Origin of the sequence: Streptomyces sp. WY228 (genome assembly GCF_019287315.1) — a bacterium.
GTDB lineage: Bacteria > Actinomycetota > Actinomycetes > Streptomycetales > Streptomycetaceae > Streptomyces > Streptomyces caviscabies.
This window is the reverse complement of sequence record NZ_CP079114.1, coordinates 5,362,526-5,385,246: the sequence shown is the minus strand read 5'-3', so window position 1 is coordinate 5,385,246 and position 22,721 is coordinate 5,362,526. Positions and strand designations below refer to the sequence as shown.

21 protein-coding genes are annotated in these 22,721 nt (G+C 71.0%); 10 read left to right on the top strand and 11 right to left on the bottom strand.

What is annotated here, in order from left to right; translation table 11 throughout:
* Positions 1–173 precede the first annotated feature (173 nt).
* Positions 174–941: a SigE family RNA polymerase sigma factor gene (locus KV381_RS23700; RefSeq protein WP_218786163.1), complete on the bottom strand. Its 768-nt coding sequence runs from the start codon at positions 939–941 to the stop codon at positions 174–176.
* Positions 942–1,123: 182 nt separating this feature from the next.
* Here KV381_RS23700 and afsQ1 point away from each other — a divergent pair, with 182 nt between their 5' ends.
* The 5 genes from afsQ1 to KV381_RS23675 all read left to right on the top strand — a co-directional run bounded on the left by afsQ1 (position 1,124) and on the right by KV381_RS23675 (position 4,942).
* Positions 1,124–1,801 (top strand): two-component system response regulator AfsQ1, encoded by a 678-nt coding sequence (gene afsQ1 / locus KV381_RS23695; RefSeq protein WP_006127084.1) that lies wholly within the window; start codon positions 1,124–1,126, stop codon positions 1,799–1,801.
* Positions 1,798–3,327: a HAMP domain-containing sensor histidine kinase gene (locus KV381_RS23690; protein WP_218786161.1), complete on the top strand. Its 1,530-nt coding sequence runs from the start codon at positions 1,798–1,800 to the stop codon at positions 3,325–3,327. The genes afsQ1 and KV381_RS23690 overlap by 4 nt, the downstream gene beginning before the upstream one ends.
* Complete coding sequence (locus tag KV381_RS23685) at positions 3,324–3,962, top strand: hypothetical protein (RefSeq protein ID WP_218786158.1); 639 nt, start codon at positions 3,324–3,326, stop codon at positions 3,960–3,962. Before KV381_RS23690 ends, KV381_RS23685 begins: the two co-directional genes overlap by 4 nt.
* Positions 3,963–4,065: 103 nt before the next feature.
* Entirely contained in the window at positions 4,066–4,638 is a 573-nt protein-coding gene (locus KV381_RS23680; protein WP_030084649.1) for a VanZ family protein, read from the top strand.
* Positions 4,639–4,732: 94 nt separating this feature from the next.
* Entirely contained in the window at positions 4,733–4,942 is a 210-nt protein-coding gene (locus KV381_RS23675) for a PspC domain-containing protein (protein ID WP_030084647.1), read from the top strand.
* Positions 4,943–5,027: 85 nt separating this feature from the next.
* On the opposite strand, the gene KV381_RS23670 is transcribed toward KV381_RS23675, so the two are convergent.
* Positions 5,028–5,330 (bottom strand): hypothetical protein, encoded by a 303-nt coding sequence (locus KV381_RS23670; protein WP_086777919.1) that lies wholly within the window; start codon positions 5,328–5,330, stop codon positions 5,028–5,030.
* Between the two features lie 134 nt (positions 5,331–5,464).
* A complete protein-coding gene (locus tag KV381_RS23665; protein WP_086777918.1) occupies positions 5,465–6,619 on the bottom strand; it encodes an adenosine deaminase in 1,155 nt (384 codons plus the stop codon).
* A gap of 187 nt (positions 6,620–6,806) precedes the next feature.
* Between KV381_RS23665 and KV381_RS23660 the strand changes: the two genes are divergently transcribed.
* Entirely contained in the window at positions 6,807–7,484 is a 678-nt protein-coding gene (locus KV381_RS23660; protein ID WP_032787333.1) for a S9 family peptidase, read from the top strand.
* Between the two features lie 74 nt (positions 7,485–7,558).
* Here the strand turns inward: KV381_RS23660 and KV381_RS23655 are convergent, their stop codons facing one another.
* Complete coding sequence (locus KV381_RS23655) at positions 7,559–8,512, bottom strand: LysR family transcriptional regulator (RefSeq protein WP_030084638.1); 954 nt, start codon at positions 8,510–8,512, stop codon at positions 7,559–7,561.
* Between the two features lie 62 nt (positions 8,513–8,574).
* On the opposite strand from KV381_RS23655, the gene KV381_RS23650 reads away from it, so the two are divergent.
* The 3 genes from KV381_RS23650 (at position 8,575) to KV381_RS23640 (ending at position 11,930) form a co-directional block, all read left to right on the top strand.
* Positions 8,575–9,885, top strand: coding sequence for an MFS transporter (locus KV381_RS23650; RefSeq protein WP_030630570.1), 1,311 nt, complete (start codon positions 8,575–8,577; stop codon positions 9,883–9,885).
* Between the two features lie 134 nt (positions 9,886–10,019).
* Positions 10,020–10,736 carry a L,D-transpeptidase gene (locus KV381_RS23645; protein ID WP_030084635.1) on the top strand — a complete coding sequence of 239 codons (717 nt, stop codon included), beginning with the start codon at positions 10,020–10,022 and terminating at the stop codon, positions 10,734–10,736.
* 168 nt (positions 10,737–10,904) lie between these two features.
* The gene (locus KV381_RS23640; RefSeq protein WP_030084633.1) at positions 10,905–11,930 is read left to right on the top strand and encodes a sigma-70 family RNA polymerase sigma factor; all 1,026 of its coding nucleotides are present in this window, start codon (positions 10,905–10,907) and stop codon (positions 11,928–11,930) included.
* Between the two features lie 99 nt (positions 11,931–12,029).
* Here KV381_RS23640 and KV381_RS23635 read toward each other — a convergent pair whose 3' ends face one another.
* Positions 12,030–12,404 carry an STAS domain-containing protein gene (locus tag KV381_RS23635; RefSeq protein WP_030084631.1) on the bottom strand — a complete coding sequence of 125 codons (375 nt, stop codon included), beginning with the start codon at positions 12,402–12,404 and terminating at the stop codon, positions 12,030–12,032.
* A gap of 260 nt (positions 12,405–12,664) precedes the next feature.
* Between KV381_RS23635 and KV381_RS23630 the strand changes: the two genes are divergently transcribed.
* Entirely contained in the window at positions 12,665–15,943 is a 3,279-nt protein-coding gene (locus tag KV381_RS23630; RefSeq protein WP_218787286.1) for a S8 family serine peptidase, read from the top strand.
* Positions 15,944–16,040: 97 nt separating this feature from the next.
* Here the strand turns inward: KV381_RS23630 and KV381_RS23625 are convergent, their stop codons facing one another.
* The 6 genes from KV381_RS23625 to KV381_RS23600 form a co-directional block, all read right to left on the bottom strand.
* Positions 16,041–16,631, bottom strand: a complete 591-nt coding sequence (locus KV381_RS23625) for a Uma2 family endonuclease (RefSeq protein ID WP_218786156.1) — start codon at positions 16,629–16,631, stop codon at positions 16,041–16,043.
* A gap of 97 nt (positions 16,632–16,728) precedes the next feature.
* Positions 16,729–18,006, bottom strand: coding sequence for a thymidine phosphorylase (locus tag KV381_RS23620; RefSeq protein ID WP_098025752.1), 1,278 nt, complete (start codon positions 18,004–18,006; stop codon positions 16,729–16,731).
* Between the two features lie 117 nt (positions 18,007–18,123).
* Complete coding sequence (locus KV381_RS23615; RefSeq protein ID WP_030084623.1) at positions 18,124–18,540, bottom strand: cytidine deaminase; 417 nt, start codon at positions 18,538–18,540, stop codon at positions 18,124–18,126.
* A complete protein-coding gene (locus tag KV381_RS23610) occupies positions 18,537–19,802 on the bottom strand; it encodes an ABC transporter permease (protein ID WP_030084621.1) in 1,266 nt (421 codons plus the stop codon). Before KV381_RS23610 ends, KV381_RS23615 begins: the two co-directional genes overlap by 4 nt.
* Positions 19,799–20,917, bottom strand: a complete 1,119-nt coding sequence (locus KV381_RS23605; protein ID WP_030084619.1) for an ABC transporter permease — start codon at positions 20,915–20,917, stop codon at positions 19,799–19,801. Before KV381_RS23605 ends, KV381_RS23610 begins: the two co-directional genes overlap by 4 nt.
* Positions 20,914–22,497: an ABC transporter ATP-binding protein gene (locus tag KV381_RS23600; RefSeq protein WP_030084617.1), complete on the bottom strand. Its 1,584-nt coding sequence runs from the start codon at positions 22,495–22,497 to the stop codon at positions 20,914–20,916. The genes KV381_RS23605 and KV381_RS23600 overlap by 4 nt, the downstream gene beginning before the upstream one ends.
* Between the last annotated feature and the right edge of the window lie 224 nt (positions 22,498–22,721).

Genomic DNA, 22,721 nt, shown 5'->3' with positions numbered 1-22,721 from the left:
CACGGTGGGGTCGTACAGGCCCCCAGCCCGTACGACCCCACCGTGTTCCCCCGGATCCCCTCGGTCCCCGTTTTACTGCTCCCCCGTGTTCCCCCGTGTTCCCCCGTACTTCCCCCGTGTTCCCCCGTACTTCCCCCGTGGCCCCCGCCTCCCCCGAAGCGGAGGGCCCAGCCTCAGGCCACCAGCTCGCCGAAGGACTCCTGCTCGTCACGTCCGAAGCTGAGGACCTCGTCCTCGCGCAGCCGGCGCAGGGAGCGCCAGATGCTGGACTTCACCGTGCCGACACTGATGTCGAGGATCGACGCGATCTCCGGGTCGGTGCGGCCCTCGTAGTACCGCAGGACCAGCATCGTGCGCTGGAGTTCGGGCAGCCGGGCGAGTGCCTGCCACAGCACCGCCCGCAGCTCCGTGCCGCGCATCGCGTCCGTGTCGCCCACCGTCTCCGGCAGCTCCTCGGTCGGGTATTCGTTCAGCTTGCGCCTGCGCCAGGCGCTGATGTGCAGGTTGGTCATGGTGCGGCGCAGATAGCCGCCGACGGCCGCCTTGTCGCTGATCCGGTCCCACGCCCGGTAGGTCGAGAAGAGGGCGCTCTGCAGCAGGTCCTCCGCCTCGAACCGGTCGCCGGTCAGGTGGTAGGCGGTCGCGTACAGGGAGGCCCGTCGCTCCTGGACGTAGGCCGTGAACGCCGCTTCGGCGTCCGCGTTCTCCGTCCGGGTTCCGCGATCCCCCGTGGCCTCCCCGTACGCGCCGGCCGCCGCCTTGGGTGCGTCGACCACCGCCATGTACGGCATGCGCACCTGCTCCGCAGCCGTCTGGTGCTGACGCCCGGTGCTCCGAACACACCCCCGTACGTTCGTCACACCGGACTTCTCCATGCTCCGGCCGACGTCGTGGAGACGCGTGACAACTGCGCTTGAGCTGGTGCTGTGCAGTGCGTTCATCTCGCGCCCCCTATCGGTGGAGTCCGTTCGTTCCCTGCTGACCAAGAGCTTGCCGGGGCAGTTTCATGGCGCTGTCCCCCGACTGTCACAGGCCTGTCACAGGGGCAGTTGCGGCCGTGCCCGGACAATCGGACCGGACCGCAGGTCGAACTGAAGCGCCACCATGGGCCAGAATGACGTTCGTGCCTTTCCTGTTGCTGATCGAGGACGACGACGCCATCCGCACGGCCCTCGAACTCTCGCTGTCACGCCAGGGCCACCGTGTGGCCACCGCGGCGACGGGAGAGGACGGCCTGGAGCTGCTGCGCGAGCAGCGGCCCGACCTGGTCGTGCTGGATGTGATGCTGCCCGGGATCGACGGTTTCGAGGTGTGCCGGCGGATCCGCCGCACCGACCAACTGCCGATCATTCTGCTGACCGCGCGCAGCGACGACATCGACGTCGTGGTGGGACTGGAGTCCGGCGCGGACGACTATGTGGTGAAACCTGTCCAGGGCCGGGTGCTGGACGCCCGGATCCGGGCGGTGCTGCGCCGCGGGGAGCGCGAGTCGACCGACTCGGCGACCTTCGGCAACGTGGTGATCGACCGCTCCGCCATGACCGTCACCAAGGACGGGGAGGATCTGCAGCTCACGCCGACCGAGCTGCGGCTGCTGCTGGAGCTGAGCCGCCGCCCCGGCCAGGCCCTGTCCCGGCAGCAGCTGCTGCGGCTGGTGTGGGAGCACGACTATCTGGGCGACTCCCGGCTGGTGGACGCCTGTGTGCAGCGGCTGCGCGCCAAGGTGGAGGACGTGCCGTCCTCGCCGACCCTGATCCGTACGGTGCGGGGCGTGGGCTATCGGCTGGACTCGCCTCAGTGACCGAAACCGCCAAGCGGTCGCTGCGCGCCGGCCTGCGCTGGACCAGTCTGCGGATGCGGCTGGTCGTCGTGTTCGCGCTGGTGGCGCTGGTGGCCGCGGTGTCCGCGTCGGGGATCGCGTATTGGCTCAACCGCGAGGCCGTGCTGACCCGTACCCAGGACACCGCGCTCGACGACTTCCGGCGGCAGATGCAGGACACCGCCGCGGGACTGCCGACGCGTCCCACCAAGGACGATCTCCAGCGGGCCGCCGGGGAGATGGCGTCCAGCAGCCCGGGCTACAGCGTGCTGCTGGAGGCCGAGCGGGAGCGCGGCAAGCCGATCGTGGGCTACTCCGACCTGGACACCTTCACGCTGTCCGACGTGCCGGACTCGCTGCGCAAGCAGGTGGCCCGCAAGCAGCCGCTGACGTCGAGCAACGAGCACGAGTACCACCTGTTCTGGCAGCGGACGAGCATCGCGGGCACGCCGTATCTGGTCGCCGGCACGCGGATCATCGGCGGCGGCCCGGCCGGCTACATGCTCAAGTCCCTCGACCAGGAACGGCAGGACCTCAACTCGCTGGCCTGGTCGCTGGGGATCGCGACCGCCCTCGCGCTGGTCGGCTCGGCGCTGCTCGCGCAGGCCGCCGCGACGACGGTGCTGCGTCCGGTGCAGCGGCTCGGCGACGCGGCCCGCAAGCTCGGCGAGGGCAAGCTCGACACCCGGCTCACCGTCTCCGGCACGGACGAACTCGCCGATCTCTCCCGTACGTTCAACAGAACGGCCAGCTCGCTGGAGAAGAAGGTCGCGGACATGAGCGCGCGGGAGGAGGCGAGCCGCCGGTTCGTCGCCGACATGTCGCACGAGCTGCGCACCCCGCTGACGGCGATCACCGCGGTGGCGGAGGTGCTGGAGGACGAGGCGGACACCCTCGATCCGATGATCGCGCCCGCAGTGCACCTGGTGGTCAGCGAGACCCGGCGGCTGAACGACCTGGTGGAGAACCTGATGGAGGTGACCCGCTTCGACGCGGGCACGGCCCGGCTGGTGCTGGACACCGTCGACGTCGCCGACCAGGTGACCGCCTGCATCGACGCGCGGGCCTGGCTGGACGCGGTGGACCTGGACGCGGAGCGCGGCATGCTGGTCCGGCTCGACCCGCGCCGGCTGGACGTGATCCTGGCCAATCTGATCGGCAACGCCCTCAAGCACGGCGGTTCGCCGGTGGGCGTCCGGGTGTGGACCGAGGGCGAGGAGCTGGTCATCGAGGTACGGGACCACGGTCCGGGCATCCCCGAGGATGTGCTGCCGCACGTCTTCGACCGGTTCTACAAGGCCAGCGCCTCCCGGCCGCGCTCGGAGGGCAGCGGGCTCGGCCTCTCCATCGCCATGGAGAACGCGCACATCCACGGCGGTGACATCACGGCGGCGAACTCCCCGGACGGCGGTGCGGTCTTCGAACTGCGGCTGCCGCGCGACGCCGAGAAGCTCGCACGGAACGACGAGGCGGGCGCGGGGGCCCCGGACGAGGACGGGGCGACGTGAAGCGCGGCGATGTGACGTACCGGGGGCGGAGCCCGCTGCGGCGGCGCACGGCCGTCTCGCTGGCCGTCCTGGTGGCGGCCGGGGCGCTGGCCTCCGGGTGCGGGATCCGTACGACCTCGGTGCCGGTGGACGCGGGCGCCGCGCCCTCCCGGGTGCCGTGCCGGCTGTCGTCCTCCGACGTCACCACCCGGTCGCCGGACAGTGTGACCGCCGAGGTGTATCTGGTGTGCGCCTCGCAGCTGGTCACCGTGGACCGTCCGGTGACGGCGGAGGCGGCCGGCTCCGACCGGGTGGCGGTCGCCCGCGCGCTGCTGAAGGAGGTCCAGCAGGCGCCGCCCGCGAGCGAGCGGCGGGCCGGGTTCACCACCGCGGTTCCGGCGGGGCTGCGGGTGGATCCGGCCAGGGACGGCGACCCGGCGGGCGCCCTGCGGCTGAGCAGTCAGCCGGAGGACCTGTCGGCGGAGGCGCTGGCCCAGCTGGTGTGCACGTACGCGGAGAGCGAGACGCTGGTCCGGGACGGTTCGGTGGTGCTGGGCGGGCCCGGGGACTATCCGCCGCGCGGCTACCTGTGCACCTCGCAGACGAAGACCCGGCCGGGCGATCTGGCCACCCCGGACGCGATCCGGCTGGACTGACCCGGGCCGGGTGCCCCGTGCCCGTGCGATCGGGCCCGCAGGGGCGTCTCTACGCAGCGGGCCGCGCGGGTACGGAACCGATCCTGCCGGTCGTGGCGTCTTGGTGGACGTGCGTCAGAGTTCGGACGGCCAGACCGTCATCCACTTCCGCGCGGCGGGCGTCACTCTCCTGGTCGCGCATCTGCTGTTCGTCGGGTGGCTGACGCTGCGCCCGCTGGACGTTCCCTGGATCACGGCGGCGAATTTCGAGCCGCTCGCCGGGATCAGGGCGGATCTCGCGCTGGGACCGGCCGAGGCGGCCCGCCGGATCGGCGGTGCGCTGTTGCTGCTGGCCCCGCTCGGAGTGCTGCTGCCGATGGCCGGGGGCCGGATCTTCGTATCGCCCTGGGTCTCACTGCTGCGTACGGTCGCCGCCGGGGCGCTGATCTCGCTGGCCATCGAGCTGGGCCAGACCGGGGTGCCCGGTCAGGTCGTCGACATCGACTCGCTGCTGCTGAACACCACCGGGGTGGTGCTGGCCCATCTGCTGGTCGTGCCGGCCTGCCGGGCGCGGCTGCGCCGGGCGGGACTGCCCGGGGTGCGGGATCTGCCCCGCTACCGCCAGGAGACCCGTCTCAGGGACGAGGCCCCTGGGGGGTCGACCCCGACGATTACCGGGGTCGGCCTCGCACCGTAGAGCGATGCTTCGCACCCCTTCGCGGCGGCACCATGGATACATCGGGGAGCGGAGGAAGCCGCTCCCGCCGCTACGGTTCGCGAAGGAGCCCGCCATGGCTGCCGCACTTGTCCGCCCCCGCGAAGGCCGCATGATCGGTGGAGTCTGCGCGGGCCTCGCCCGGCGCTTCGGTATCTCCGCAGGCACGATGCGCGTGATCTTCGTCGTCTCCTGTCTGCTGCCCGGCCCGCAGTTCCTGCTCTACCTGGCGCTGTGGGCGCTGCTGCCCTCGGAGAAGTCCGCCTCCTCCGCGACGGCCTGGTGACGCGCGGCACGACGGGGAACGGATACGCGCAGTGGGGCGCACACCCTGGACCAGGGTGTGCGCCCCACTGGTGGTTTCAGCCGGTTCAGCCGCCGAGCGGGATCCCGTTGGCGGAGAGACCCTGGGTGGGCAGGCCGCCGAGCAGGCCGGTGACCGGGGCGGCCGCGTCGGTGGCGTCGCCGCCGAGGACCTTGCCGACGGTGTCCTGGACCGGCGCGTTCTGGACCGACTGCGCGACCGTGTCGAGCGCCATCGTCGAGACGGGGAGCGCCCCGGCCGCGGTGTCCAGCGGCAGCGAGGGGGCGGCGGAGGCGCTGCCGGCGGCGGCAGCGGCGAAAGCGGCGCCGAGAGCGGCGACACCGAGAGTCTTGGCAGCAGACTTCTTCATGGAGAATTCATCCTTGGGGAAGGGGATGTGAGCGGCTCTGCAAGCTAGCCATCCCGCAGCTCCCTCCGCAAACATCGCGACACGCGAAAAAGGGCCGGGATTTCGCCTCCCGGCCCTTTCAGGTGTTGCGTTCATCAGCCTCCGGAGACCGCAGAACCACTGGTCACAGCGGTCTGGCGGAAAAGCCACTCCGACTTCAGCTCGGCGTATCCGGGCTTGACGACGTCATTGATCATCGCGAGACGTTCGTCGAAAGGAATGAATGCTGATTTCATCGCATTGACGGTGAACCACTGCATGTCGTCGAGCGTGTATCCGAAGGCCTCGGTCAGCCGCTCGAATTCTCCGCTCATGCTCGTCCCGCTCATCAGCCGGTTGTCCGTGTTCACGGTGATCCGGAAGTGCAGCTTGCGCAGCAGCCCGATGGGGTGTTCGGCGTACGAGGTGGCCGCGCCGGTCTGGAGGTTGGAGGTCGGGCACATCTCCAGCGGGATGCGCTTGTCGCGTACGTAGGAGGCGAGGCGGCCGAGGGTGACCGAGCCGTCATCGGCGACCTCGATGTCGTCGATGATCCGCACGCCGTGGCCGAGCCGGTCGGCGCCGCACCACTGGAGGGCCTGCCAGATGGACGGCAGGCCGAAGGCCTCGCCCGCGTGGATCGTGAAGTGGTTGTTCTCGCGCTTGAGGTACTCGAACGCGTCCAGGTGGCGGGTGGGCGGGAACCCGGCCTCGGCGCCCGCGATGTCGAAGCCGACGACGCCCTGGTCGCGGTAGCTGTTGGCGAGCTCGGCGATCTCCAGGGCGCGGGCGGCGTGCCGCATCGCGGTGAGGAGGGCGCCGACGCGGATGCGGTGGCCGTTGGCGCGGGCGATGCGTTCGCCCTCGCGGAAGCCCTCGTTGACGGCCTCGACGACCTCTTCGAGGGTGAGGCCGCCTTCCAGGTGCTGCTCGGGGGCGTAACGGATCTCGGCGTAGACGACACCGTCCTCGGCGAGGTCCTCGGCGCACTCGGCGGCCACCCGGAACAGCGCGTCACGGGTCTGCATGACGGCGCAGGTGTGGGCGAAGGTCTCCAGGTAGCGCTCCAGCGAACCGGAGTCGGCGGCCTCGCGGAACCAGATGCCGAGCTTGTCGGCCTCGGTCTCGGGGAGGGAGTCGTAACCCTGCGCGCGGGCCAGCTCGACGATGGTGCCGGGCCGCAGGCCGCCGTCGAGGTGGTCGTGGAGCAGCACCTTGGGGGCGCGCCGGATCTGGTCGGAATCAGGGACATTCGGGGTCTGGCTCGTCATCTTGGCACTCTAGCGCCTACGCGCGTAGAGCGCCTCGTGTCGATGCGTAACAGTGACCGCGAAGTCGGGTGGAGTACACCTCACCTTCTGACACTGTTCTGTCATGGCACAGCGCGCACTTCCCCTGCCCGAAGCCAGGCTGGGACGGGCCGTACAGACGGCCGGAGCAACGGACGAGGTCAGCGGCGTGGTTCTGCTGCTCCCGGACGGCGAGGCCGACTCACGCCGCCGCCCCTCCACCCTGTCGTACGCGGTACAGCTGCCGTTCGCGCGTTCGCTGGCCCGGGCCGGGGTGGGCGACGGGCTCGCGGTGCATGTGCTGCGCTACCGCTGGCGCGGCTGGAACGCGGCCGACGCGCATCCCGCCGAGGACGCCGCGTGGGCCGCCGACGAGGTGCAGCGGCGGTACGGCGATGTGCCGGTCTGTCTGGTCGGGCACGGGATGGGCGGACGGGCGGCGCTGCGGGCCGCCGGGCACGGCGCGGTCACCTCGGTGCTGGCGATGGCGCCGTGGCTGCCGGAGCGGACGGCGGACGGTCCGGAACCGGTGAAGCAGCTGATGGGACGGCGGGTGCTGATCGTGCACGGCACCAACGACGAGCGCACCGACCCGGAGCTGTCCTACCGGCTGGCCGAGCGGGCGAAGAAGGCCAACCGGGACACCTGCCGCTTCGAAGTGCACTCGGACGGGCACGCGTTGCGCCAGCACCGCTCCGAAGTGGTGGCGCTGGCCGCCGACTTCGTGCGCGGCTCGCTCTTCGCCCGGTCCTACGCCCGCCCGGTCGCGGACGCGCTCGCCGCACCGCCGCCGCTGGGGCTGCGGATGCCGCTGGCCGCCGGGTTCGGGCGGTCGCTGCGGCACTGAGGCGGGTGCCGGACCGGGTCGGGTCAGGCCGTCCGCCGCCGCGCCAGGGCCTGTCGTCGCCTGTTCTCCTCGGCTCAGTCCGGCAGCAGGTTCCCCCGGCGCGAGAGCAGGAAGCGCTTGAAGGCGGCGACGGGCGGGGTGTCGGGGTGTCCGTCCAGCCAGGCGACGCCGATCTCGCGGGCCGCGCGCGGGGCGGTGACCGTCAGTTCGACGACTCCGGGGCGGGCGACCGCGGGCGGCGGCAGCAGGGCCACCCCGAGCCCGGCGGCCACCAGTCCGCGCAGGGTCTCCGCCTCCTCGCCCTCGAAGGCGACCCGGGGCGTGAAGCCCGCCTCCGCGCAGAGGTCGTCGGTGATCCGGCGCAGCCCGTAACCGGGCTCCAGCGTCACGAACGTCTCGTCGGCGGCCTCCGCCAGGCGGATCCGGCGGCGGGAGGCGAGGCGGTGGTCGTCGGGGACCACCAGGCGCAGCCGCTGTTCGTCGAGGCGGCGGGCGACCAGATCGGGGGCGTCGGGCACGGGTGAGGTGAGGCAGAGGTCGAGGCCGCCCGCGCGCAGCCGTTCGATCATCGCCTCGCCGTAGTTCTGCACGAGCTGGAAGCGGACCCTCGGGTGGTCGACCCGGAAGGCGCGGATCAGGGCGGGCACGGTCTCCGAGCCCATGGTGTGCAGAAAGCCGAAGGAGACCCGGCCGGCCGTCGGGTCGGCGTCCGCCCGGACCGAGTCGGCGGCCTTCTCCACCTCGGCCAGGGCCCGTTCCGCCGAGCCGAGGAAGGTGCGGCCCGCGGGGGTGAGCGAGACGGTGCGGCCCTTGCGGGCGAACAGGGCGACGCCCAGGTCCGTTTCGAGCCGGACCATGGCGCGCGAGAGCGTGGACTGCGGTACGCCGAGCTCGTGTGCGGCGCGGGTCACATGCTCGTGGCGGGCGACCGCCTCGAAGTACGCGAGGCGGGGCGCGAGTACGGCCCGGATGTCTTCTTCGTAACTGCCCGGTGACAGCCGAGGCCCTGAGCTGCGTTCATGCACCATGGGATCGATTATGGCAGTTTCATGCATTGGACGCATGAAACGTCTCGCTCTACTTTCGACCTATGCCTCCCGCCAGTACCGGGGCATCCACCATCGCCGTGGATGCCTCTGCCCCGCAGTCCCCCGTCACCACCACCGCCGCGCCCGACGCCGCCACCCATGAGCGCCTGGAGCCCGGCCGCCCCGGCTACCGCCGGATGAGCTTCGCCCTCTTCGCCGCCGGTGTCGCGGCCTTCGCCCTCCTCTACTCCACCCAGGCGCTGCTGCCCGCCGTCTCCGCGTCGTTCGACGCGACCGCCGGGCAGGCGAGCTGGACGGTCTCGGCCGCGACCGGGGCGCTGGCCCTGTTCGTGCTGCCGCTGAGCGCGCTCTCGGAGCGGTTCGGGCGGCGGCAGATGATGACGGCCTCGCTGACCGTCGCGGTACTGGTCGGGCTGCTGGTGCCGTTCGCCCCGTCGATGGGCGCGCTGATCGCGCTGCGCGCCGTCCAGGGTGCGGCGCTCGCCGGTCTTCCGGCCTCCGCGATGGCGTATCTGGCGGAGGAGGTGCGGCCCAAGGCGCTGATCGCCGCGATCGGGCTGTTCGTCGCGGGCAACAGCATCGGCGGCATGAGCGGCCGCATCCTCACCGGCTGGGTCGCCCAGGCCTGGGGCTGGCGCGCCGCGCTCGCGGCGGTCGGGCTGCTCGCGCTGGCGTGCGCCGTCGTGTTCCACCTCCTGATCCCGAAGGCGAAGAACTTCCGCCCCGGTTCGCTGAACCCGAAGGCGCTCGCCAAGACCGTCGCCGGCCATCTGGCCGATCCGCTGCTGGTGCGGCTGTACGCGATCGGCGCGCTGTTCATGACGGTGTTCGGCGCGGTCTACACGGTGATCGGCTACCGGCTGGTCGAGGAGCCGTTCAGCCTGCCGCAGGGCGTCATCGGGTCGATCTTCCTCGTCTATCTGGTCGGTACGGTCTCCTCCGCCGCCGCCGGACGTCTGGTGGCCCGCCTCGGCCGCCGGGGCGCGCTCTACCTGGCGGTCTCCACGACGACCGCCGGGCTGCTGCTCTCACTGGCCGACCAGCTGGCCGCGGTGCTGCTGGGCCTGGTGCTGATCACGGCCGGCTTCTTCGCCGGGCACGCGGTCGCCTCGTCCTCGGTGAGCCGGACGGCCACGACGGGCCGGGCGCAGGCCTCGGCGCTCTACCAGTCGGCGTACTACCTGGGCTCCAGCGCGGGCGGCACGCTGGGCGCGGTCGCCTTCCACACGGGCGGCTGGACGGCGACGGTGGCGCTCGGCCTGCTCGCGGTCCTCGGCGTCGTCTCGATCACCCTGTACGGCACCCGGGTGGCGCGTGCGGAGCGGCGGGCGCTCGTCCCGGCCACCCGCTGAACCGCTGCCCCCCGACCCGCTCCGCCGGCCGCTGAAGCACAACCGAGACATTCCGGCGCGCAACCACGGCTCCCCTTCGCACGTCTACCAGGCGTAACCAACAACGCACTGTGGGCGAAGGGGAGTTGGCGCGCATGGGAGTCACGGCGAAGATACCCGGAAGACGGTTGCGGCGTGGGGTGGCACTGTCCGTCGCCGGACTGGTGGCCGCCCCGGCCCTGGTCCTGGGCACCGGCACCGCCGCCCACGCGGCGTCCTGCACCAAGTCCGTGGGACCGCACCAGAAGCAGGTCGAGAAGTTCCTGAAGCGGCCCGTGGACGGAAAGCAGTCGACGGCCGACTGCAAGGCGACCCAGAAGTTCCAGAAGAAGCACGGGATCACCCCGACCATCGGCTACGCCGGTCCGCTGACCTGGCGCACGATGAACACGATGCTCGCCCAGAAGGCGGCCGGGAAGAACCCCAACAAGGCGAAGAAGTGCCCCACCAACAAGGGGCGCATCGCCTGTGTCGACCTGACGCGGCAGCTGAGCTGGATCCAGGACGGCAAGAAGCTGAAGTACGGTCCGGTGCCGGTCCGGACCGGCCGGGACGGCGCGGAGACCCGGACCGGCGCCAAGAAGATCTACTGGCGCAACATCAAGCACTGGTCGACCATCTACAAGGTCTGGATGCCGCACTCCCAGTTCTTCGACGGCGGCCAGGCGTTCCACTCGGTCACCAAGTCCATGTACAACCCGCCGGGCTCCGGCGGCTGTGTCAACATGCGCCCCGCCGACGCGAAGGCATACTGGAAACTGCTGAAGAACGGCGACGACGTGTACGTGTACGGGCGCAAGCCCGGGACCTGAGCGAGGCGCTGAGCGCATCCCGAGGGGTGCCGGACGGATCGTGGCCGGAGCCACGGCGTCCGGTACCCCTTGTCCTCTTTCCGCCCCGGCTGTCAGTGGGCTGCGGTAGCTTCCGACGTACCGGGTGACGGATGCCACAGCGCGGCTGCGCGCGACAGGGGTGGAGCGATGAGCGACCTGACCACGACGACGGACGCGGGAGCGGCGGCGGGTTCCGAGGGCGGTGACGCCGGGATCGACAGCCGTCTGGAGGGGCACCGGGTCGAGCTGACCGGCTACTGCTACCGGATGCTCGGATCGGCCTTCGAGGCCGAGGACGCGGTGCAGGACACCCTGGTCCGCGCCTGGCGCAACTTCGACAAGTTCGAGGGCCGCTCCTCGCTGCGTTCCTGGCTCTACCGGATCGCCACCAACGTCTGCCTGGACATGCTGAACGCGGGCAACAAGCGGGCCCGCCCGGTCGATCTGACCGGCCCGACCCCGCTCGCCCAGGCCGCGCTGAGCCCCCGCCCGGAGAACGTCTGGCTGGAGCCGATGCCCGACGGCCGGATCCTGCCGTCGCTCCAGGACCCGGCGGAGGCGGCCGTGGCGCGCGAGTCGGTGCGCCTGGCGTTCGTCGCCGCCCTCCAGCATCTGCCGCCCAAGCAGCGGGCCGTGCTGATCCTGCGCGAGGTCCTCGCCTGGAAGGCGGCGGAGGTCGCCGAGCTGCTGGAGACCTCCGTGGCCTCGGTCAACAGCGCGCTCCAGCGGGCCCGCGCCACGCTGACCGAGACGGAGAGCCGGCCGGGCGACGCGGCGGACCCGCTGGACGAGGAGCAGCAGAAGCTCCTGGAGCGCTATGTGAAGGCGTTCGAGGGCTATGACATGGCCGCCCTGACCGCGCTGCTCCACGAGGACGCGGTGATGACGATGCCGCCGTTCGACCTGTGGCTCCGGGGCACCGGCGACATCACGGGCTTCATGACCACCATCGGCGCGGCCTGCGCCGGCTCCAAGCTGGTGCCCGTCTCCGCCAACGGCTCCCCCGGCTTCGCGCACTACAAGCCCGCCGAGGACGGGTCCGGGTTCGTGCCGTGGGCGGTCCAGGTCATCGACATCCGGGACGGGGCGATCACCGGGATGCACTGCTTCCTGGACGTCCCGCGCTGGTTCCCGCTGTTCGGCCTGCCGGACCGGCTGCCGGCGGACGCGTAACGGCCTTCGGCGGTACGTAGGTACGTACGCCCGCCCGTACGGGTCCGGCAGACGCCGGGCCCGTACGGGCGGCGCGTGCCCGGCGCCGTTCCCCCGCCGTCAGCGCGCGTCCGGCACCCGCTCCCCCGGGTCCTCCTCCAGGGCCACCACGTCGGCCAGCCCCACCAGGTCCAGCAGTGACCGGAGTTCTGGCGGTACGCGGCGCAGCCGCAGGGTGCGGCCGGACCGGCGGGCGACGAGGCCCAGCCGGGCCACCGCCTCGACGAGGGTCAGATCGGGCCGGACCACTCCGCCCACATCGCAGTCCACCGCCGCGCCCGGGGCGAGCGCGGCCCCGTGAGGACCGGCCAGGGCGCGCTCCAGTTCGGCGCAGAGGTCGGGTACGACGGCGCGGCTGACCCGGCCGGTCACGGTCAGGGCGATCGGATTTTCGGCATCCACACCAGGCAGACCGGAGCGGCGGGCGAAATTCATCGGAGCCCCGTGCGTGACCCCCGCCACGGAGGGGCTGTTTCGCGTCAACTCCGGAAGACCTGTGCTCCTTCTGTGAACCAATCCCCCCGGCTCTCCCTCTAGTTCGGTGAACCGACGGCCGCAGCCGTCATTCCTGCGTCTCTGCGGACCGGCGGGTTGAGGAACCATCGAGTTCTCCAGGGGGAGAGTTGCGCAGACACGTGAGGAACGCGTGCATACCGGCGGTCGCCGCGGCGGTGGCCGTGGCGCTGGCGGCGGGCATGACCCAGACCGCCGTCGCCCAGCCGGATCCGAAGGGGGCGTCCGGCGCCCGGGCCAAGGACCGGGAGGTGCGTCATCTGACGCTCGTCACCGGTGACCGGGTCACCGTCGACGCCCAGGGCAAGCCGGTCGCCTTCCGGCCCGCGAAGGGCCGGGAGAACATCCCGGTCCAGCGGATGAGCAACAAGGGCCACACGCTCGTCATCCCGGCCGACGCCCACCGGCTGATCGTCTCCGGCAAGCTGGACCGCCGGCTGTTCGACGTCACCGAGCTGAGCCGTCCGGAGAACCTCCGGGCCCGCAAGGACGGCCTGAAGCTGATCGTCGGCTACCGGGGCAAGCAGGCCGCCGCCGCGAAGGCGCAGGTCCGCGACGCGGGCGGCACCGAGGTCGGCCGGAGCCTCACCTCGCTGAACGCCGAGTCGGTGACGACGCCGACCGCCGACGCGCCGGATATCTGGAAGGCCCTCACCGACCGGGGCGCGGACGGCGAGCGGGTCACCACCGCGGCCGGTATCGACCGGGTCTGGCTGGACGGGGTGCGCCGGGCGAGCCTCGACAAGAGCGTCGCGCAGATCGGCGTTCCGGCGGCCTGGAAGGCCGGGTTCACCGGGAAGGGCGTGAAGATCGCGGTCCTGGACACCGGGACGGACACCACCCACCCCGACCTCAAGGGCCAGGTCCTGGCGGAGAAGAACTTCAGCGACGCCAAGGACACCAAGGACCGGGTCGGCCACGGTACGCACGTCGCGTCGATCGCGGCGGGCACCGGCGCCAAGTCGGGCGGGAAGTTCAAGGGCGTGGCCCCGGACGCCAAGCTGCTCGCGGGCAAGGTGCTCGACGACGAAGGGTACGGCGACGACTCCGGCATCCTGGCCGGCATGGAGTGGGCGGTCGCCCAGGGCGCCGACATCGTCAACCTGAGCCTCGGCGGCATGGACACCCCCGAGGTGGACCCGCTGGAGGCGGCGGTCGACAAGCTGTCGGCCGAGAAGGGCGTCCTGTTCGCCATCGCCGCGGGCAACGAGGGCGACGGCGCGGGCACCGTCGGCTCGCCCGGCAGCGCGGACGCCGCGCTGACCGTGGGCGCGGTCGACGACAAGGACCAGCTGGCGGACTTCTCCAGCCGGGGCCCGCGGATCGGTGACGGTGCGATCAAGCCGGATGTGACGGCCCCCGGCGTGGACACCACGGCGGCCATCCCGCCCGGCTCGCTGATCGCCCGGGAGGTGGGCGAGAAGCCCGCCGGCTACGCCACCATCTCGGGTACGTCGATGGCCACCCCGCATGTCGCGGGCGCGGCCGCGCTGCTCAAGCAGCAGCACCCCGACTGGACGTACGCCGAGCTGAAGGGCGCGCTGACGGCGTCGACGAAGCCCGGTGCGTACAACCCGTTCCAGCAGGGCTCCGGCCGGATCGCGGTGGACCGCGCGATCGCCCAGACCGTGATCGCCGAACCGGTCTCGGTGAGCTTCGGGGTGCAGCAGTGGCCGCACGCCGACGACAAGCCGGCCACCGAGAAGGTCACGTACCGCAACCTCGGCACGAGCGACGTCACGCTCGATCTGAAGGCGACGGGCACCAACCCGAAGGGCAAGCCCGCTCCGGCCGGCTTCTTCACGCTCGGCGCGGACAAGGTGACCGTTCCGGCGGGCGGCACGGCGGAGGTCACGCTGACCGCCGACACCCGGCTCGGCGGCACCGTCGACGGCACGTACTCCGCCTATCTGGTGGCCACCGGCGGCGGGCAGACCGTGCGCACGGCCGCCGCGGTCGAGCGTGAGGTGGAGAGCTACGACGTCTCCATCAAGCACCTCGGGCGGGACGGCCGCCCGGCCGCCTACGTGGACAGCACGCTCTTCCGCTTCGGTGTGGAGTCCGGCAACCCGTTCCTGAGCCCGCAGGTCGTCGACGGCACGGCGAAGATCCGGGTGCCCAAGGGCACGTACGTGGCCAACTCCACGGTGTACAAGGACCCGGACGACGTCACCAAGGGCGCCGACTGGATCGCGCAGCCCAAGGTCGCGGTCACCAAGAACACCTCGCTGACGTTCGACGCCCGCAAGGCGAAGCCGGTGAAGGTCACGCTGCCGGACGCGAAGGCGAAGGGTGAGCTGTTCTCCCCGGACTACGTGGTGGAGGCCGCGAACGACGCGGTCTCCTTCGGCTGGGTGATGGACTCGCCTGCCGGTATCCGTACGCTCCACGTCGGCCCGAAGATCACCGACGGTTCGCTCGCCCAGCACTGGTCGGGCACCTGGAGCAAGGGCGCGTCGACCGAGTACGACATCGCGGTCGGCGGCACGGTCAAGCAGCTCGCCACCGGCTTCGACCGGAAGTTCACCTCGGCGCAGCTGGCCAAGGTGAAGATCGCCATGGGCTCGGCCGCGCCGAAGAAGAAGGGCTCGATCACCGCCTTCCCCTTCCTGCCCACGCAGGGCGGTGGCTGGGCCACCTCGATCGACCAGAAGCTGCCCGGCACCCGCACGCTGTACGTCTCCACCGCGGACAAGGTGACCTGGACCTTCGACTTCGACCAGCAGGGCCCGCTCGACGCGGACGGCTGGCCGACGTACGAGGCCAACTACCAGGTCGGCAAGGAGGCCGCGTACAAGGCGGGCAAGACGTACCCGAAGTCCGTGAACACCGGGGTGTTCGGCCCGCTGGTCGACAAGGACTACGGCGTCGCCCGTGAGGGCAACGAGATCACCGGCTCCCTCCCGCTGCTGGCCGACGGCCAGGGCAACGCGGGCGGGATGGTGTTCACCTCGGCCAAGACCGTCCTTTACCGCAACGGCAAGAAGCTCGGCCAGAACACCGACCCGGTGACCGGCTTCGAGTCCTTCAAGGTCCCGGCGGGCGCGGCCGACTACAAGCTGACGACCACGGTCAAGCACAGCGCGAAGGTCAACCCGCTCTCCACCCGGGTGGACTCGGCGTGGACGTTCCGCTCGAAGAAGACCGCGTTCACGATGCTGCCCGTCTCCACCGTCCGGTTCACCCCGGCCGTGGGCGCCGACGGCCGGGTCAAGGCGGGCAAGACCGTCTCGGTGCCGGTGAAGGTGCACGGCGCGGCCGCGGGCAAGAACCTGAAGTCGCTGAAGACGTACGTCAGTTACAACGGCGGCAAGACCTGGAAGAAGGTCACGGTCAAGAAGGGGAAGATCACCGTCAAGAACCCGGCCAAGGGCAAGGCGATCTCCTTCTCCGCCAAGGTCACCGACAAGAAGGGCAACACCTCGTCGGTGAAGATCTACAGCGCGTACCTGGGCAAGTGACCGGGCACGAAGGGTAGTCCACCCTCGCGGGTGGCCCGCCCCCGCACGACGGCGGCCCGCCGCACGGATGCACTCCGTGCGGCGGGCCGCTCGTGTGTCAGCTGATGGGGAAGACGCCCGTGTCCAGGACCAGCCCGAACGGCTCGGGGAGGCTCAGCTTCCGCCCGTACTCGACCGTCTCCAGCACCCGGTACGTACCGCCGTCCGGCTCGCCGTAGAGCGTCGCGGTGGGGCGGCCGGAGTGCCAGGGGTCGAGGAGGAGGAAGAGCTCGACTCCAGCCTTGGCGTAGCCATTGACCTTGCTGACGCGGTGGTGGTTGGCGTTGGCGCGGGAGGTGATCTCCACGACGAGGCGGGCTTCTTCGGCGGGGACGGTGTTGCCCGGCCCGGTGGCGGAGGCGCGGTCCACGACGACAAGGTCGGGGATGTAGATCCCGCCCCGCCCCGGCAGCGAGAGGCCGAGGGTCTGGTAGATCCCCCAGTCCTCCGGAACGACGGTGTAGAGCCGGCGCTGGAGCAGCTCAGCAGTGGTGTTGTGGTCCTTGGACGGCGGCGGCGACACGGTGACGATCTCCTCGATGATCTCCACCTTGCAGCCCTCGGGCGCGTCCGTCTCCTCCCAGATCCGGACGAGGTCGTCCCAGTCCTGGCCAGGGCCGGGCACGGGGTCGACGGTGAGTGCGCTCATGGCGGTCTCCTCTATCGGTACGTCACCGAGTCCAGCATGCCGAACGGGACCGGCGGCAGTCCACCGGTCCCGTTCACCCGTACGAGAAAACCGCAGGTCAGGCGATACGTTCCCGCACCACCGGCAGCGGTGCGAACGACGTGCCGGCCGGGGCGATGTCGTATGCGTCGGGCAGCGCCTTGAGGGCGTAGTCGAACTTCTCCGGGGTGTCCGTGTGCAGCGTCATCAGGGGCTGGCCCTCGGTGACGGTGTCGCCGGGCTTGGCGTGCAGCTCGACGCCCGCGCCGGCCTGCACCGGGTCCTCCTTGCGGGCGCGGCCCGCGCCGAGGCGCCAGGCGGCGACGCCGACGTCGTAGGCGTCCAGGCGGGTCAGGACGCCGGAGGTGCGGGCCGTCACCACGTGCTGCTCGCGGGCGGTCGGGAGGGTGGCGTCCGGGTCGCCGCCCTGGGCGGAGATCATGCGGCGCCAGACGTCCATCGCGGAGCCGTCGGCCAGCGCCTTCTCGGGGTCGGCGTCCTTGAGGCCCGCCGCGTCCAGCATCTCGCGGGCGAGGGCGAGGGTCAGGTCGATGACGTCCTGCGGGCCGCCGCCGGCGAGGACCTCGACGGACTCGCGGACCTCCAGGGCGTTGCCCGCGGTGAGGCCGAGCGGGGTGGACATGTCGGTGAGCAGGGCGACCGTGCGCACTCCGCTGTCGGTGCCGAGCGCGACCATGGTGGAGGCCAGTTCGCGGGCGTCCTCGATGGTCTTCATGAAGGCGCCGGAGCCGACCTTGACGTCCAGGACGAGCGCGCCGGTGCCCTCGGCGATCTTCTTGGACATGATCGAGCTGGCGATCAGCGGGATCGCCTCGACGGTGCCGGTGACGTCGCGCAGCGCGTACAGCTTCTTGTCGGCGGGCGCGAGACCGTCACCGGCGGCGCAGATGACCGCGCCGGTGGTGTCGAGGACGTTCAGCATCTCCGCGTTGGACAGGTGGGCCCGCCAGCCGGGGATGGACTCCAGCTTGTCCAGGGTGCCGCCGGTGTGGCCGAGGCCCCGGCCGCTGAGCTGCGGCACGGCCGCGCCGCAGGCGGCGACCAGCGGGGCGAGCGGCAGGGTGATCTTGTCGCCGACGCCACCGGTGGAGTGCTTGTCGGTGGTGGGGCGGGAGAGCGCGTCGAAGTTCATCCGCTCGCCGGACGCGATCATGGCGGCGGTCCAGCGGGCGATCTCGGTGCGGTTCATCCCGTTGAGCAGGATCGCCATGGCGAGGGCGGACATCTGCTCGTCGGCGACCTCGCCGCGGGTGTAGGCGTCGATGACCCAGTCGATCTGCTCGGGGGTCAGCTCGCCTCGGTCCCGCTTGGTGCGGATGACGGAGATGGCGTCCATGGGAGTCCTTCCGGCCGGGTGCGTACGCAAGAGTCCTCGTTGACTCTACGCGCATAGAGAGGGGGAAGAGCGGTGGCCCTTCCGGGAAGGGAAGGGCCACCGCCGGGAGATACGGGTTCAGCCGAGGTGCTGCGGGCCGAACGACTGGGGCAGCATCTCGTCCAGCGTGCGCCGCCCGGCGGGCGTCTCCAGGAGGAGTTCCGGCCCGCCGAACTCGTACAGCAGCTGCCGGCACCTGCCGCACGGCACCAGGATCGCCCCGGTGCCGTCCACACAGGTGAAGTGGGTCAGCCGACCGCCGCCGGTGGCCTGGAGCGTGGAGACCAGACCGCACTCGGCGCAGAGCGAGAGGCCGTAACTGGCGTTCTCCACGTTGCAGCCGGTGACCGTGCGGCCGTCGTCCACCCGGGCGGCGACCCCGACCGGGAAGCCCGAGTAGGGGGCGTACGCACGGGACATGGCGTCCCGGGCGGCCTCCCGCAGGGCATCCCAGTCGGCCTCGCCGAAGGGCACGGCGGCGGGCGGCGGCGTCACTTGCCCTCGCCCTTGCGGTACGGCACACCGTTGGCCTTGGGCATCCGCAGCCGTTGCGCGGAGAGCGAGAGGACCAGCAGCGTGGTGACGTACGGAGCGGCGTCGACGAACTGGCTCGGCACCTGGTCGGTCAGGAAGTACCAGGTGAACAGCAGCGCCGAGACGGCGGCCGCGATCACCGCGGAGACGTACTTCTTCTTGTACAGCTGCCAGAACACCGCGATGACCAGCAGGATCGCCAGCAGGAGCAGCATCGCGTGGACGTTCTCGGCGCCGCCGCGCAGCTTGAGGCTGTCGGTGAAGCCGAAGAGGCCCGCGCCCAGCGCCATGCCGCCCGGCATCCAGTTGCCGAAGATCATCGCGGCGAGACCGATGTAACCGCGGCCGCCGGTCTGGCCCTCCTGGTAGATGCCGGTGGAGACGATCGCGAGGAACGCGCCGCCGAGGCCCGCCAGACCGCCGGAGATGGTGACGGCGATGTACTTGTACTTGTACACGTTGACGCCGAGCGTCTCGGCGGCCACCGGGCTCTCGCCGCAGGAGCGCAGCCGCAGCCCGAACGGGGTGCGCCACAGGATCCACCAGGTGGCGGGGATCAGCAGCAGGGCGACGACGGTGAGCAGGGACAGGCCGGTGACGAGCCCGCCGATGATGCCCGCCAGGTCGGAGATCAGGAACCAGTGCTGTTGTTGCAGGTCCTGCATCCAGTCCGAGAGTCCCGGAACGGTGATCCGGTCGATGGGATCGATGCGCGGGGACTGCTTCGAGGAGCCGCCCTGGACGCCGTCGAAGGCGAAGTTGGAGAGGTAGCGGGTGACGCCGACGGCGAGGATGTTGATGGCCACGCCGGAGACGATGTGGTTCACACCGAAGGTGACGGTGATGACGGCGTGCAGCAGACCGCCGAGGCAGCCGCCGAGGACACCGAAGAGGACGCCCGTCCACGGGCCCCACTGGAACCCGGCCCAGGCGCCGAACCAGGTGCCGAGGATCATCATGCCCTCGAGGCCGATGTTGACGACCCCCGCGCGCTCGGCCCACAGACCGCCGAGTCCGGCGAGGCCGATCGGAACGGCGAGTGCCAGCGCACCGCGGACCTGGCCGACGGAGGTGATGTCGTCGGCGCCGCTGATGATGCGGACCAGCGAGACCAGGGCGAGACCGCCCGCGATGATCAGCAGGACGACGGGCAGGGTGAGCTTGCGGCGGCCGTTGCCCTTCTTGGGGGCGGGGCGTGCGGCGATGGTTTTGCTGGTGCTCACAGGGCCGCCTCCTTCTCGGTCGTGAGGGCGTGTCCGGCGGCGAGTTCCTCGCCGACCTTCTGCTGCTGGCGGCGGATGCCGTAACGGCGGACCAGCTCGTAGGAGACGACGACCGAGATCACGATCAGGCCCTGCATGATCGTGGCGATCTCCTTCTCGTACCCGTACTGGTCGAGCGAGGCCGAGGACTTGTCGAGGAACGCGATCAGCAGGGCGCTGAGGGCGATGCCGAGCGGGTTGTTCCGGCCCAGCAGCGCGATGGTGATGCCGGTGAAGCCGATGCCCGTGGGGAAGTCGAGGCTGTAGGTGTGGGTGTCGCCGAGCAGCGTCGGCATGCCCGCCAGGCCCGCGACCGCGCCGGAGATCAGCATCGAGGTGAGGATCATCTTCTTGGCGTCCACACCGGAGGCCTGGGCCGCGGTCTCACTGGCCCCGGTGGCGCGCAGGTCGAAGCCGAACCGGGTGCGGTTCAGAACGAACCAGTACACGACACCGCAGCCGGCGGCGACGAAGGTGAAGCCGTAGATCTCCCCGGCCATGTCGCCCATCGGCAGCCCCGGGAACCAGCCGGACTCCGGGATCTCGCCGGTGGTCAGGTTGTTGGAGCCGGCCGGCTGCTCGCCGAAGTTCTTCGGCAGGATCATCCAGGCGACGAGCGCGGTGGCGATCGAGTTGAGCATGATCGTCGAGACGACCTCGCTCACTCCGCGGGTGGTCTTGAGGAAGCCGGCGATACCGGACCAGAAGGCGCCCACGAGCATCGCGACGATGACGATCAGCGCGATGTGCAGCGGCCCCGGCAGGTCGACGCTCGCGCCGACCAGCGCGGCCATCATGGCGGCGAGGCGGTACTGCCCGTCGACGCCGATGTTGAAGAGGTTCATCCGGAAGCCGACGGCCACCGCGAGCGCGGCGAGATAGTACGTGCCGGCCTGGTTGATGATCAGGACCTGTACGTCGGCGTAGCCGGCCGACTCGAACATGATCCGGTACGGCTCGAAGGGGTTCTGCCCGGATGCCAGCAGCACCACGGTCGTCAGCACGACGGCGACGACCAGGGCGAGCACCGGACCGGCGAAGCCCAGGATCAGCCGGTCCTTGTCGAATTTCTTCATCGGGCCTCGTCCTCCGGGCTTTCGAGGTGACCGGTGGCGGCGCCGGTCATGGCCGAGCCCAGTTCCTCCGGGGTGATGGTGGCCGGGTCGGCGTCGGCGACCAGTCGGCCGCGGTACATGACGCGCAGGGTGTCGGAGAGCCCGATCAGCTCGTCCAGGTCGGCCGAGATCAGCAGGACGGCCAGTCCTTCGCGGCGGGCCTCGCGGATCTGGTCCCAGATCTGGGCCTGGGCGCCGACGTCCACGCCACGGGTGGGGTGGGCGGCGATCAGGAACGTGGGCGCGTGGCTCATCTCGCGGCCGACGATCAGCTTCTGCTGGTTGCCGCCGGAGAGCGAGGCCGCGGTGACCTCGATGCCGGGCGTGCGTACGTCGTACTCGCGCACGATGCGCTCGGTGTCGGCACGGGCCGCCTTGTTGTCCAGCAGCCAGCCGCGGCTGTTGGGCTTCTCGGTCACATGTCCGAGGATGCGGTTCTCCCAGAGGGGCGCCTCCAGCAGGACGCCGTGGCGGTGGCGGTCCTCGGGGATGTAGCCGATGCCGGACTCGCGCCGCTTACGGGTCGGCACACGCGAGATGTCGTCCGTGCCGAGCGTGATCACTCCGGCGTCCGGGGTGCGCATGCCCATCAGGGCCTCGATGAGCTCGGTCTGGCCGTTGCCCTCGACGCCCGCGATCCCCAGGACCTCGCCCTGGTGGATGGTGAAGTCGATGCCGGCGAGCACGTCGCGGACGGTGCCGTCGGGGTCGGTGACGGTGAGCTTCAGGTCCTGGACCCGCAGCATCGGTACGTCGGTGACGGTGGACTCGCGGGTCTCCGGCGAGGGCAGCTCGCTGCCGACCATCAGCTCGGCGAGCTGCTTGGTCGTGGTGTTCGCGGGGTCCGCGGTGCCCACGGTCGTGCCGCGGCGGATCACCGTGATCTCGTCGGCGACGGAGAGCACCTCGCCCAGCTTGTGCGAGATGAAGATGACGGTCAGTCCCTCGGCCTTGAGCTCGCGCAGGTTGGCGAAGAGCGCGTCGACCTCCTGCGGCACGAGGACCGCGGTCGGCTCGTCCAGGATGAGGATGCGGGCGCCCCGGTAGAGGACCTTGAGGATCTCCACGCGCTGCCGGTCCGCGACCCCGAGGTCCTCCACGAGCGCGTCGGGCCGGATGCCGAGCCCGTACGCGTCGGAGATCTCCTTGATCTTCTTCCGGGCGCCGGCGCCGATGCCGTACAGCTTCTCGCCGCCGAGGACGACGTTCTCCAGGACGGTGAAGTTGTCGGCGAGCATGAAGTGCTGGTGCACCATGCCGATGCCGCGCTCGATGGCGTCGCCCGGGTTGGAGAACGAGACCTGCTCGCCGTTGATCGCGATGGTGCCCTCGTCCGGCTTCTGCATGCCGTAGAGGATCTTCATCAGGGTGGACTTGCCGGCGCCGTTCTCACCGACGAGCGCGTGGACCGTGCCCTTGCCGATGGTGATGTCGATGTCGTGGTTGGCGACGACGCCGGGGAAGCGCTTGGTGATGCCGTGCAGTTCTACGGCAGGGGGACTGCTGGACGCGTTGATGACGCACTCTCCTTGGCCGGACAGGAGCGGGGGCGGAGGGGCTGAGGGCTCGGGGGCCCCGGGGGGCGGGGTGAAGTTATCGCGCCGGAGGGCTGTCTACACGCGTAGCGCTGCCGAATCGTGAAACACAGATGCACGTCACGGTCCGGACGCGCGGTCCGGACCGGGTGGGAGAGCACTGCGAGAGGCGGATCTTCTTCGAGTGGTGCTGCGGACGACCTGCTCGTCGGGCGGGGACGGGCCCGCGG

Excerpts from the sequence above, each read along its gene's own strand:
- KV381_RS23605 (WP_030084619.1), bottom strand. The coding sequence starts at position 20,917 with ATGAAGAAATTCGACAAGGACCGGCTGATCCTGGGCTTCGCCGGTCCG.
- KV381_RS23655 (WP_030084638.1), bottom strand. The coding sequence starts at position 8,512 with ATGGTGCATGAACGCAGCTCAGGGCCTCGGCTGTCACCGGGCAGTTAC.
- KV381_RS23630 (WP_218787286.1), top strand. The coding sequence starts at position 12,665 with ATGACCCAGACCGCCGTCGCCCAGCCGGATCCGAAGGGGGCGTCCGGC.
- KV381_RS23645 (WP_030084635.1), top strand. The coding sequence starts at position 10,020 with ATGGGAGTCACGGCGAAGATACCCGGAAGACGGTTGCGGCGTGGGGTG.
- KV381_RS23625 (WP_218786156.1), bottom strand. The coding sequence starts at position 16,631 with ATGAGCGCACTCACCGTCGACCCCGTGCCCGGCCCTGGCCAGGACTGG.
- KV381_RS23620 (WP_098025752.1), bottom strand. The coding sequence starts at position 18,006 with ATGGACGCCATCTCCGTCATCCGCACCAAGCGGGACCGAGGCGAGCTG.
- KV381_RS23670 (WP_086777919.1), bottom strand. The coding sequence starts at position 5,330 with ATGAAGAAGTCTGCTGCCAAGACTCTCGGTGTCGCCGCTCTCGGCGCC.
- KV381_RS23665 (WP_086777918.1), bottom strand. The coding sequence starts at position 6,619 with ATGACGAGCCAGACCCCGAATGTCCCTGATTCCGACCAGATCCGGCGC.
- KV381_RS23675 (WP_030084647.1), top strand. The coding sequence starts at position 4,733 with ATGGCTGCCGCACTTGTCCGCCCCCGCGAAGGCCGCATGATCGGTGGA.
- KV381_RS23640 (WP_030084633.1), top strand. The coding sequence starts at position 10,905 with ATGAGCGACCTGACCACGACGACGGACGCGGGAGCGGCGGCGGGTTCC.
- KV381_RS23635 (WP_030084631.1), bottom strand. The coding sequence starts at position 12,404 with ATGAATTTCGCCCGCCGCTCCGGTCTGCCTGGTGTGGATGCCGAAAAT.
- KV381_RS23650 (WP_030630570.1), top strand. The coding sequence starts at position 8,575 with ATGCCTCCCGCCAGTACCGGGGCATCCACCATCGCCGTGGATGCCTCT.
- KV381_RS23700 (WP_218786163.1), bottom strand. The coding sequence starts at position 941 with ATGAACGCACTGCACAGCACCAGCTCAAGCGCAGTTGTCACGCGTCTC.